At 42.6% G+C, this 12,162-nt stretch carries 10 protein-coding genes and 1 riboswitch; of the genes, 4 read left to right on the top strand and 6 right to left on the bottom strand.

Features of this window, described 5'->3' with window-relative positions; translation table 11 throughout:
- Window positions 1–115: 115 nt before the first annotated feature.
- From spx to uvrA, 4 genes are all read right to left on the bottom strand, one after another.
- Entirely contained in the window at window positions 116–514 is a 399-nt protein-coding gene (spx, locus tag M1G12_RS04155) for a transcriptional regulator Spx (protein ID WP_000591165.1), read from the bottom strand.
- 135 nt (window positions 515–649) lie between these two features.
- On the bottom strand, window positions 650–3,310 hold the full coding sequence (mgtA, locus tag M1G12_RS04150) for a magnesium-translocating P-type ATPase (RefSeq protein WP_247949442.1): 2,661 nt from the start codon (window positions 3,308–3,310) through the stop codon (window positions 650–652).
- 194 nt (window positions 3,311–3,504) lie between these two features.
- A riboswitch (M-box (ykoK) riboswitch) is annotated at window positions 3,505–3,655 on the bottom strand.
- Window positions 3,656–3,712: 57 nt separating this feature from the next.
- Window positions 3,713–4,774, bottom strand: a complete 1,062-nt coding sequence (locus M1G12_RS04145; RefSeq protein WP_247949441.1) for a M24 family metallopeptidase — start codon at window positions 4,772–4,774, stop codon at window positions 3,713–3,715.
- The gene (gene uvrA / locus M1G12_RS04140) at window positions 4,767–7,598 is read right to left on the bottom strand and encodes an excinuclease ABC subunit UvrA (protein ID WP_078238046.1); all 2,832 of its coding nucleotides are present in this window, start codon (window positions 7,596–7,598) and stop codon (window positions 4,767–4,769) included. The genes M1G12_RS04145 and uvrA overlap by 8 nt, the downstream gene beginning before the upstream one ends.
- A 131-nt stretch (window positions 7,599–7,729) precedes the next feature.
- Here uvrA and M1G12_RS04135 point away from each other — a divergent pair, with 131 nt between their 5' ends.
- From M1G12_RS04135 to M1G12_RS04120, 4 genes are all read left to right on the top strand, one after another.
- A complete protein-coding gene (locus M1G12_RS04135) occupies window positions 7,730–8,674 on the top strand; it encodes a magnesium transporter CorA family protein (protein ID WP_000815623.1) in 945 nt (314 codons plus the stop codon).
- A gap of 11 nt (window positions 8,675–8,685) precedes the next feature.
- Complete coding sequence (locus M1G12_RS04130; RefSeq protein WP_004269735.1) at window positions 8,686–9,363, top strand: DUF1129 domain-containing protein; 678 nt, start codon at window positions 8,686–8,688, stop codon at window positions 9,361–9,363.
- A gap of 141 nt (window positions 9,364–9,504) precedes the next feature.
- Window positions 9,505–10,539, top strand: coding sequence for a S66 family peptidase (locus M1G12_RS04125; RefSeq protein ID WP_214614797.1), 1,035 nt, complete (start codon window positions 9,505–9,507; stop codon window positions 10,537–10,539).
- Between the two features lie 105 nt (window positions 10,540–10,644).
- A complete protein-coding gene (locus tag M1G12_RS04120; RefSeq protein WP_000166114.1) occupies window positions 10,645–10,908 on the top strand; it encodes a SemiSWEET family transporter in 264 nt (87 codons plus the stop codon).
- 83 nt (window positions 10,909–10,991) lie between these two features.
- Here the strand turns inward: M1G12_RS04120 and M1G12_RS04115 are convergent, their stop codons facing one another.
- Both M1G12_RS04115 and ruvA read right to left on the bottom strand, forming a co-directional pair.
- Window positions 10,992–11,555: a DNA-3-methyladenine glycosylase I gene (locus tag M1G12_RS04115; protein ID WP_000166574.1), complete on the bottom strand. Its 564-nt coding sequence runs from the start codon at window positions 11,553–11,555 to the stop codon at window positions 10,992–10,994.
- Between the two features lie 9 nt (window positions 11,556–11,564).
- Complete coding sequence (ruvA, locus tag M1G12_RS04110; protein ID WP_000273422.1) at window positions 11,565–12,158, bottom strand: Holliday junction branch migration protein RuvA; 594 nt, start codon at window positions 12,156–12,158, stop codon at window positions 11,565–11,567.
- Window positions 12,159–12,162: the final 4 nt, after the last annotated feature.

Below are 12,162 nucleotides of genomic sequence, written 5' to 3'. Positions count from 1 at the left end.
TATCAAAAAAGAAAGGACAAATTTCGTCCTTTCTAGATCTTAGCTTTTATTCAACCCACTACAGTTGACAAAGAGCCAATAGAATAAGACTGGGAGTTGCTCCCAGCCTTGATGTTTATAGAGCTGCACGCAAACGTGCTTCTGCATTTTCTACATTACGGACAGAGCGTGGTAGGAAGGCACGAATATCGTCTTCCTTATAGCCAACTTGCAGGCGTTTTTCATCTACAAGGATTGGGCTCTTTAAAATTCTCGGTGTTTCCATAATCAGATTGAGAACTTCATTGACACTCAAATCTTCAATATCCACTCCAAGGGCTTTGGCATAGCGATTTTTAGATGAAACGATGCTGGCTATTCCGTTATCTGTTTTGGTTAGAATATCCAGTAATTCTTCTCTCGTAATTCCTTCTTTACCAAGGTTTTGTTCTTTATAACTTAACTGGTGGGCATTGAGCCAGGTTTTTGCTTTTTTACAGCTAGTACAACTTGAGACTGTATAAATTTTAATCATGTACCTACCCCTTTCGCTACATGTTACTATCAGTTTAGTCTATTATACCATAAAAAACATCCGACTTGCGACCTATTTTTAAATTTTTTTAACTTTTTTCGTCATTTTCGTACTTTTTTCTTGACAAAATGAAATTTACAGCCATTCTTGATATTTCTTGATATAGATTTTTTTCACAATTGTCACGCTAATCATATACAAAATAATGATGAAAAGCAAAAAGATGAAATAAATCGGTTTTAATGGAGTTAGATGAAGTAGGATTGCGAGTGGACTGTAGGGAAGGAAGGTCACAAAGGCTGCAGCCAATAAGGTTGTCACAAGGACTAGCCAAGCTGGACGACTTTGTAAAAAGGGAATTTTGGCTGAACGCAGCATATGGATAACCATGGTCTGTGACCACATGGACTCGATAAACCAACCTGTCTGAAACAAGACAATAAATCCTACGGCAGACTCTGCCCCATGAACATAAGCTTGACCTGTTGTCATGGGTACAATGATAAAATAAAGCAAAATAAAGGTCAAAATATCAAAGGCAGAAGAGATAGGTCCCATCCAAATCATGAAACGTGTGATGGACTTGGCTTCCCAGGTATGCGGATTTCTCAAAAAATCTTTATCCACCTTGTCAAAAGGCAAGGCAATACAAGACAAATCATAGACTAGATTTAGGATAATCAAATGGACTGGTGCCATTGGTAAAAATGGCAAAAAGATGCCAGAGACCAATAGGGATAAGATATTTCCAAAATTAGAACTCACTGTCATTTTGATATATTTAGTCATATTGGCATAGACCTTACGCCCTTCAACAAGTCCTTTTTCCAGCACCATGAGATCCTTATCAAGTAGGATAACATCAGCTGTTTCTTTGGCAATATCTACTGCTGTATCAACAGAAATCCCCACATCTGCAACTTTCATAGAAGGAGCGTCATTGATTCCATCCCCCATATAGCCTACAGCATGACCATTAGCTTTAAATTGCAAAATAATCCTCGCTTTTTGGTCAGGAGAAAGTTTGGCAAAGACTGTTACCTCCTCCACGGCTTGAGCCAATTCTTGATTACTCATCTGATCAATTTCAGATCCTAACAGCATCTGATTGATATCCAAACCAACCTTTTCACAGACTGATTGGGTAACTTTCTCGTTGTCTCCCGTCAAAATCTTTGTTTGAACCCCATGTTCTAACAGAGCCTTAATTGCTGGTGCTGCAGATGGTTTAGGAGGATCTAGGAAGGCTAAATAACCAGTTAGAATCATATCCCCTTCATCATCAACTGTATAGGTATGACCTTCCCTCAAACCTGACTTATAGGCCACTCCCAAGACACGCAAACCTTGTTGATTTAGTTGTCGTACTTCCGCTAATATTTCTTCTCTAATAGCATCTGTCAATGGAGTAATCACTCCTTGGTATTCCGCATGACTGGAAATCGTCAACATTTCCTCTAGGGCACCCTTGGTTACCAAACTAACAACTTCGTGTTCATCCTTAACGATAACACTCATCCGTCTGCGTTCAAAATCAAAGGGAAGCTCATCTATTTTTTGAAAAGTTTGAGCCAGATTTTGCAAGTGGGTGTGTTCTTTTGCTTCCTTTTCAGTCCGTTTGATGATGGCTCTGTCCATCAAATTTTTCAAGCCCGTTTGAAAATAAGAATTGAGATAAGCTCGTCTCAAGACGGTCAAATCCAAATCTCCATGTATATCCAAAGGATATTCAAGAACAATTTCGTCTTGAGTGAGGGTTCCGGTTTTATCCGTACACAAGATATCAATCGCCCCTAAGTCCTGTATGGCATTGAGTTTCTTGATAACCACTTTTTCCTTGGCCATGATAATGGAGCCTTTTGCTAGACTGGCCGTGATAATCATAGGAAGCATCTCAGGTGTCAATCCAACACCAACACTCAAAGCAAATACGCCAGCTTCTAACCAATCTCCATCTGTTAAACCATTGGACAAGAAAACGATGGGCACCATGACCAACATCAAACGAATCAAGAGCCATGAAATACTATTCATCTCCCGCTCAAACGAAGTAGGCTCGTCATAGGTGTTCAAAGTCTGCTCAATGGCTCCCATCATGGTATCATCACCAACTGCTAAAACCACGGCCTTGGCACTACCAGACAAGACATTGGTTCCCATAAAGGCGAGCGCTTCTGCTTCTAGCAGACTATCAGATTGTTGAACTGTTGCCTTGGTCAAGGCCAATTTTTCAACCGATTCACTTTCACCTGTCAAGCCCGACTGTTGTACAAAGAAATCGCGCGACTCAAATAAAAGAAGATCTGCTGGAATCATGTCTCCAGCGCTTAATTTAACCACGTCACCCACTACCAAATCATCGATAGGTACTTCTTGGATTTCTCCTTGACGAATGACAGTCGCTGTGTTGACAATCATTTTTGATAGATTGGTCGCAGCCTTATCACTACGGAGTTCTTGGACAAAGCGTATGCCACCAGAAATGAGGACTAGGACAACGATGATAATGGAAGTTGTCGGATCTTCTTGACCTGGTTTTGCCAACCAGACATTGGTCACCAAGGAAATCACGGCGATGACCAGTAAGATAATCGTAAAAGGATTGATAATGGATTCGTAAATCTTTTTGAGGATACTGTCTTCTTGACCCTTTGTGATGGTATTTTCGCCATATAGGTCACGATTTTTCTCCACCTGCTCCTCAGTCAAGCCTGTTAGACTTGTCTTATAAAAAGATAGAGTTTCGTTTAAAGCTGTATGAATAGCTGTTGCTAATCTTTCTTTTGTAGTTTTCATTGGTTTCTCCTATCTGTATGAATGATGTGTTTCATACACAGAGACCAATCACTTTATAAGGGCAGAACGACACAAATCAGCGATTGGCTGTGTATGTGCGGTTCCGGATGATCGTCAATTTGCATCGTCTATCTCCTTTCTTTGATTTAAACAGTAGAAAATCCCACCATAAAATGGCAGGATTAAAAAACTAATTATCTGTTTTTCGTTCAAGCTTTAACTCCATAGGGCAATGTAATGAGCTTAGTCTTGGCCTTCGCGACCAGGACTGTTGACCAACGAGTAGTGTCTCCACTGCTTTGCGGTAGTCATCCGTATCCCTATGGTAGCCTCACCTACCGTTTTCGTTTTTCAGTATAAACCTTTAAAATTTAAAAGTCAATCATTTGAGTTGTTTAACTCTTAGATAACTATCAACTCTTTTGGAGCTAGGGTCAACAATTCACAACCGGTCTCTGTAATCAAGATATCATCCTCGATACGAACACCGTATTTGCCTTCTATATAGATACCTGGTTCATCGGTCAAGGCCATACCTGCCTTAATAATTTCTGTAGAAGTTTGGCTAAAGTAAGGTTCCTCATGAATATCCAGCCCAATACCGTGTCCAATACCGTGGGTAAAGTAGTCGCCATAGCCCGTCTCGATAATAATATCACGAGGGATTTTGTCAAAGTCTCGGAAACCTAATCCTGCCTTAGCCTGGTCAATCAAGGCTTGGTTGGCTTTCAAAACCGTATTGTAAATCTCCGCCTGCTCGTCGCTGACATGCCCCAGATAGATAGTCCGTGTCATATCACTGACATAGTGGTCATAAAGGCAACCGAAGTCCATAGTAATGGCTTCTCCCAGCTCCACTGGTTTGTGCATAGGATGAGCATGAGGTTTGGAAGAGTTGATACCACTAGCTAGAATCGTATCAAAAGACAAGCCAGATGCTCCCAACTCACGCATACGGAAGTCAAGGAAGTTGGCAATCTCAATCTCAGTCTTTCCTGGTTTGATAAAGTCAAGCGCATCGCGGAAAGCTTGGTCTGAGATAGAACAAGCCTTGCGAATAGCTGCAATCTCTGCCTCGTCCTTAATCATTCGAAGACCTTCGACAAACTGAGTTTGTGGAAGCAAGTCAATTCCTTCAAAGGTTGCCTGCATACGGTGATAATAAGACACTGAAATCTCATCTTCAAAACCGATACGAGACAAGCCCATGTCCTTGACAATTCCTGCAATGACAGCCAATTCATCACGGTCTGCCACAATCTCAAAGCCACTGGTTTCTTGCTTAGCTGCAATGATATAGCGAGAGTCTGTCACCAAGACCTGACGGTCACGGCTGATAAAGACTGTTCCGTTTGAGCCCCAAAAACCAGTAAGGTAATAGACGTTTTTAAGGTTATTGATGATGATGCCATCTAGTTCTTTTTCTTGCATTTTAGCTAGAAATGCTTGTACACGTTTATTCATGATGTAACTTTCCTTTCAAATACTGTCCTGTGTAGCTGGCTTCATTGGCCGCTACTTCTTCTGGAGTTCCTGTTGCGATGATGGTTCCACCACCGACACCGCCCTCAGGTCCCAAGTCAATAATATGGTCTGCTGTCTTGATAACGTCTAAATTGTGCTCGATAACAAGGACTGTATTGCCATCGTCAACAAAGCGAGCTAAAACCTTGAGCAAGCGAGCGATATCCTCTGTATGGAGTCCTGTCGTCGGTTCATCCAGAATATAGAATGACTTGCCTGTCGAGCGTTTGTGGAGTTCGCTAGCCAGCTTCATACGCTGGGCTTCTCCCCCAGAAAGAGTGGTAGCTGGTTGACCTAGCGTCACATAGCCTAGCCCTACATCCTTGATGGTCTGAAGTTTGCGTTGAATTTTCGGAATGTGTTGGAAAAATTCCACCGCATCATTGACAGTCATGTCCAAGACCTGCGAGATATTCTTTTCCTTGTAATGAACTTCTAGGGTTTCACTATTGTAGCGAGTCCCGTGGCAGACTTCACAAGCCACGTAAACATCTGGCAAGAAGTGCATCTCAATCTTGATAATCCCGTCACCTGAGCAGGCTTCACAACGACCACCCTTGACATTGAAACTGAAACGTCCCTTTTTGTAACCACGAATCTTAGCCTCATTTGTCTGGGCAAAGAGGTCACGTATATCGTCAAAAACTCCCGTATAGGTAGCAGGGTTAGACCTCGGCGTTCGTCCGATAGGGCTCTGATCAATATCAATCAAGCGGTCTACATGCTCAATCCCTGTAATCGTTTTAAACTTACCAGGTTTGTCTGAATTGCGGTTGAGCTTCTGGGCAATAGCTTTTTTGAGAATGCTATTGATTAGGGTCGATTTCCCTGAGCCCGACACCCCTGTCACTGCGATGAATTTTCCTAGTGGGAAGCGAGCTGTGACATTTTGCAGGTTGTTCTCACGCGCTCCCGTCACCTCGATAAAACGACCATTACCAACACGGCGTTCTTCTGGTACTGGAATGGCACGTTTGCCTGACAAGTACTGGCCTGTGATAGACTTACTGTTACGAGCTACCTGTTTGGGCGTACCTGCCGCAACAATCTCCCCACCAAAAACACCCGCACCAGGACCAACGTCAATCAGATAATCAGCCTCACGCATGGTATCTTCGTCATGTTCCACCACGATAAGAGTATTGCCCAAGTCACGCATCTTTTTGAGACTGGCAATCAGACGGTCATTATCCCTCTGGTGAAGACCGATTGACGGCTCGTCTAGAATATAAAGAACACCTGATAGGTTAGAACCAATCTGGGTCGCCAAGCGAATACGCTGACTTTCCCCACCTGAAAGAGTTCCTGCCGAACGTGACAGGGTCAGATAGTTAAGACCCACGTTATTAAGGAAAGTCAAACGGTCCTTGATTTCCTTGAGAATGGGCCGAGCAATGATGGCTTCATTTTCAGAAAGAGTCAACTGACTGACTAATTCCAAGTGATCTGCGATAGACAGGTCTGAAATTTCTCCGATATGTAGCCCGTTCTCGCCACCCACACGGACAGACAAGGCCTGGTCATTGAGACGATAGCCGTGACAGGTTCCGCAAGTCAGCTCATTCATGTAGAGGCGCATTTGGGTGCGCGTGTAGTCACTATTGGTTTCATGGTAGCGACGCTTGATATTATTGACAACTCCCTCAAAAGGAATGTCGATATCGCGCACACCACCAAATTCATTCTCATAGTGGAAATGGAATTCCTTACCATCTGAGCCGTAGAGAATCAAGTTCTTATCTTCTTCTGACAAGTCCTCAAAAGGCTTATCCATATCCACTCCAAAGGCTGTCATAGCCTGCTCTAGCATGTTTGGATAGTAGTTGGATGAGATAGGATTCCACGGAGCCAAGGCTCCCTCACGTAAGGTTTTGCTGGCATCTGGTACTACCAAATCAGTATCCACCTCCAGCTTGATGCCCAAACCGTCACACTCACTACAAGAGCCAAAAGGAGCATTGAAAGAGAAGAGACGAGGCTCTAACTCTGGAACAGTAAAGCCACAAACTGGACAGGCATAATGCTCAGAAAACAACAACTCAGAGTCGTCCATAGTGTCGATAATGACATAACCTTCTGCAATACGAAGGGCAGCCTCAATGGAATCAAAGAGACGACTACGAATGCCCTCCTTGATGACAATACGGTCAACCACGACATCGATATTGTGTTGCTTACTCTTAGACAACTCTGGCACTTCGGTTACATCATAGACTTCACCATCCACACGGACACGAACATACCCATCTTTCTGAACCTTCTCAATAACACTCTTATGTTGGCCTTTTTTCTTGCGGATGACAGGGGCCAAGATCTGCAAGCGCTGGCGTTCAGGCAATTCTAAAACCTTATCCACGATTTGCTCCACAGAAGAAGCCTTGATAGCTCCATGCCCGTTAATACAGTAAGGCATCCCCACACGTGCGTAGAGGAGACGCAGATAGTCATTGATTTCAGTCGTTGTTCCCACCGTCGAGCGAGGATTTTTACTAGTCGTTTTCTGGTCGATGGAAATAGCGGGGCTGAGACCATCAATAGCATCTACATCAGGCTTCTCCATATTCCCCAAGAATTGACGAGCGTAGGCTGACAAACTCTCCACATAGCGACGTTGACCCTCCGCATAGAGGGTATCAAAGGCCAGACTGGATTTCCCTGAACCTGACAAGCCGGTCACGACAACCAACTTGTCTCGTGGAATTTCCACGTCAATATTTTTTAAATTATGGGCACGCGCCCCATGAATGACAATTTTATCTTGCATCTTTGTTCTTTCTAGTCCATTATTGCTTACCATTATACCAAAAAAAGTGAGATTCTATTACCCAAAAGGCTGAATTTATAGTATAATAGTACGGTGTGAAAAAATCTGAAAAATGAGAAAGGATAAGGGATATGAAACAAGTTTTTCTCTCTACAACAACTGAATTTAAAGAGATCGATACGCTTGAACCGGGTACTTGGATCAATCTCGTCAATCCGACTCAAAATGAATCACTCGAAATCGCTAACGCCTTCGATATTGATATTGCCGACCTTCGTGCACCACTCGATGCGGAAGAAATGTCTCGTATTACCATCGAAGATGAGTATACTTTGATCATCGTGGACGTGCCGGTCACAGAAGAAAGAAATAACCGCACCTACTACGTCACCATCCCGCTTGGTATTATCATCACTGAGGAAACCATTATCACTACTTGTTTGGAACCATTACCGGTCCTCGATGTCTTTATCAACCGTCGCTTGCGTAATTTCTATACCTTCATGCGCTCACGTTTTATCTTCCAGATTCTCTATCGCAATGCAGAACTTTACCTAACAGCCCTTCGTTCGATTGACCGTAAGAGTGAACAAATCGAAAGTCAACTGCATCAATCAACTCGTAATGAAGAATTGATTGAGCTCATGGAATTGGAAAAAACCATCGTCTATTTCAAGGCCTCCCTCAAAACAAATGAGCGCGTGATTAAGAAATTAACCAGCTCAACCAGCAATATCAAGAAATACCTTGAAGACGAAGACCTGCTTGAAGACACCCTGATTGAAACCCAACAGGCCATCGAGATGGCAGACATTTATGGAAACGTCTTGCATTCTATGACAGAGACCTTCGCCTCTATCATTTCCAACAACCAGAACAACATCATGAAAACCTTGGCCCTTGTGACCATCGTCATGTCCATCCCAACCATGGTCTTTTCTGCCTACGGGATGAACTTTAAGGATAATGAAATCCCCCTAAACGGCGAGCCGAATGCCTTCTGGTTAATCGTCTTTATCGCTTTTGCTATGAGTGTCTCGCTCACTCTCTATCTCATCCATAAAAAATGGTTCTAAGAGGAGTTCCTATGTCTCAGATTGATCTACAAAAATTAACCAAGAAAAACCAAGAGTTTGTCCACATCGCTACCCAACAATTCATCAAAGATGGAAAAACAGACGCTGAAATCAAGGCTATCTTTGAGGAAGTTATTCCCCAAATCCTTGAGGAGCAAGCCAAGGGTACGACTGCTCGTTCCCTCTATGGCGCACCGACCCACTGGGCTCATAGTTTCACTGTCAAGGAACAATATGAAAAAGAGCATCCAAAAGAAAATGATGATCCAAAACTCATGATTATGGACTCAGCCCTTTTCATCACTAGCCTCTTTGCCCTCGTCAGTGCCCTCACAACTTTCTTTGCAGCAGATCAGGCTTTCGGCTATGGACTTGTCACTCTCCTGCTAGTTGGACTTGTTGGTGGATTTGCCTTCTACTTGATGTACTACTTTGTTTACCAATACTATGGACCAGATATGGACCGCAGCCAACGTCCACCTTTCTGGAAATCTGTACTGGTTATCCTAGCTTCTATGTTCCTTTGGTTGCTTGTCTTCTTTGCAACAAGCTTCCTACCAGCTAGCCTTAACCCAGTACTTGCTCCATTGCCACTGGCTATTATCGGAGCAGCCCTCCTAGCCCTTCGCTTCTATCTCAAGAAACGCTTGAATATCCGTAGCGCAAGTGCAGGACCAACACGTTATTAAGAAGAATCATAAAAGCAACTGCAGGTGCGGTTGCTTTTTCACTTACTTTTTTGATTTTAAAGAATTCTTCTGACATCCCACATAGCTCTATCTAATCTTTTGTGATAAAATAGGTTCAATCTATTTCCAGGAGGATAAAATATGATTTCTACTATTGGTATTGTTAGTTTATCTAGTGGCATTATCGGAGAGGACTTTGTCAAACACGAAGTGGACTTGGGTGTCCAACGTCTCAAGGACTTGAGACTCAATCCTATCTTTTTGCCCCATTCGCAAAAAGGATTAGACTTTATCAAGGACCATCCTGAAGTGCGTGCAGAGGATTTGATTCATGCCTTTTCTGATGATAGCATCGACATAATCCTATGCGCCATCGGTGGAGACGATACCTATCGCTTACTACCTTATCTTTTTGAAAATGACCAACTACAAAAGGTTATCAAACAAAAAATATTTCTTGGTTTCTCGGATACAACCATGAATCATCTCATGTTGCATAAACTAGGAATCAAGACTTTTTATGGTCAATCCTTCTTAGCAGACATTTGTGAATTAGACAAAGAAATGCTAGCCTATAGCCTTCACTACTTTAAAGAATTGATTGAGACGGGAAGAATCTCAGAAATCCGCCCTAGTGACGTTTGGTATGATGAAAGGACTGACTTCAGTCCCAAGGCTCTGGGGACACCTCGTGTCAGTCATGCAAATACCGGTTTTGAATTATTGCAAGGAAATGCCCAGTTCGAGGGAAAAATTCTCGGTGGTTGCCTCGAATCCCTCTACGATATCTTTGACAACTCTCGATACGCAGACAGCACGGAGCTCTGCCAAAAATACAAACTTTTCCCTGACTTGTCAGACTGGGAAGGCAAAATCCTCTTGCTAGAAACAAGCGAAGAAAAGCCTGAGCCGGAATACTTCAAAAAGATGTTGCGGACTTTAAAGAACACTGGTATATTCGAGGCCATCAGTGGACTCCTGGTCGGAAAACCTATGGATGAAACTTTCTATGACGACTATAAAGAGGCACTATTGGATATCATTGATAGCAATATCCCGATTGTCTATAATTTGAATGTTGGCCACGCAACTCCAAGAGCCATTGTTCCCTTTGGCGTTCACGCCTATGTAGATGCACAGGAACAAATCATTCGCTTTGACTATAACAAAAAATAAATAGTTTCTCTATTTTTATGCTTTTGTATTGGTTTTCGTTACAATTTGTATCTGAATTTATTGCATTTCGCTAATTTCTATGATATCCTTTTGAAGGAGGTGTATATGACAAAACAAAAAATTAATCGAATCGTAGGTTCTATTGGTGCCTTTATTGGAATTATAGTATTTATTGCCTACATACCTCAAATTATCGCTAATTTACAGGGAAATAAAGCTCAACCATTTCAACCTTTATCAGCTGCAATATCTTGCTTAATCTGGGTTATTTATGGATGGACAAAGGAACCTAAGAAGGATTGGATACTCATCATTCCAAATTCAGCTGGTGTTATTTTAGGTGGAATCACTTTTCTGACTTCACTCTAACCAATCTAATAGTATATATAAAAAGCTGGGAAAAATTTCTCAGCTTTTTATATATTCTCAGATATGCTAGTTACCTGTACACACTAGTGACCGCTTTTCCACTCACAATCATTCTCATGGTCATCAACTAGCCCTGCTGCTTGTAGAAAAGACAAGACAGCGACTGGGCCTGTGAACTTGAAACCTCGTTTTTTGAGATCTTTGGCTAATTTCTCAGACAAGGGTGTTTTAGCAGGGGCTTGGCGGTAATCGGGAACATCGTTAACGATAGTTTTCCCCTCAACAAAAGACCAAAGATAGGCATCAAAAGAGCCATATTCTGCCTGTAGTCGTAGAAATGCTTGGGCGTTAGTCCGAGTAGCAAAAATCTTGGCTCTATTCCGAATGATGGCTGGATTCTCCAGCAAGGCTTCCAACTCGGTGTCGGTCATGTCTGCCACCGCTTGAATTTGATAGCCATGAAAGGCTTGACGGAAAGCTTGGCGTTTGTTGAGCACCGTTTCCCAAGACAGGCCTGCCTGATAGGTTTCCATACACAATAACTCAAACAATGCTTGATCATCATGGAGGGGCTGGCCCCACTCTTCATCATGATAGGTGATATAGAGAAGATTGCTCATCTTGACCCAAGAACAACGTTTTGTCATGCTCTGCTCCTATTTGACCAACATTTTAAGGGCTGACTTGATATAGTTCTCAGCTGTATCTGTCGTTCCTTCAAAGAATTTCTTGATTTTCTTGAGTTCGGTCGCCTTGTAGCCCAGAGCCAACATGGCTTCCATGGCTTCTTCCAATTCTTGGTTTTCAGCGCTAGCTTGCACTGCGACCTTGGCAGGAAAGTCATCTCCTGCAACTACTACCTTGCCTTCCAAGTCCAACACCATCTGCTGGGCTGTTTTCTTGCCAATTTTAGGAAACTTGGTTAAGTAGGTAATGTTCTTGGTTTCGATTGCTTGAACCAAGCCAGCATTGTCATCAGCAGCGATAATAGCAAGAGCTGACACAGGACCAATCCCAGAAACCGAAATCAGACTGAGAAAGAGCTTTTTCTCGTCTTCTGAGCGAAATCCATAAAGCAGATGAGCGTCCTCACGCACGACTTGATGCACATAAATCTGAGCCTCCTGATTAACCTGTCCTGAATAGGCATAAGGATTGGCCACATGCAAAATATAACCGATACCATTGACTTCAAGAACAATGTATTTAGCAGTGATTTTGGTAATGATTCCTTTTAAATATTCGTACATAGTT

Origin of the sequence: Streptococcus mitis (genome assembly GCF_023110375.1) — a bacterium.
Taxonomy (GTDB): domain Bacteria; phylum Bacillota; class Bacilli; order Lactobacillales; family Streptococcaceae; genus Streptococcus; species Streptococcus mitis_CI.
This window is presented reverse-complemented; position numbering and strand designations above follow the sequence as displayed.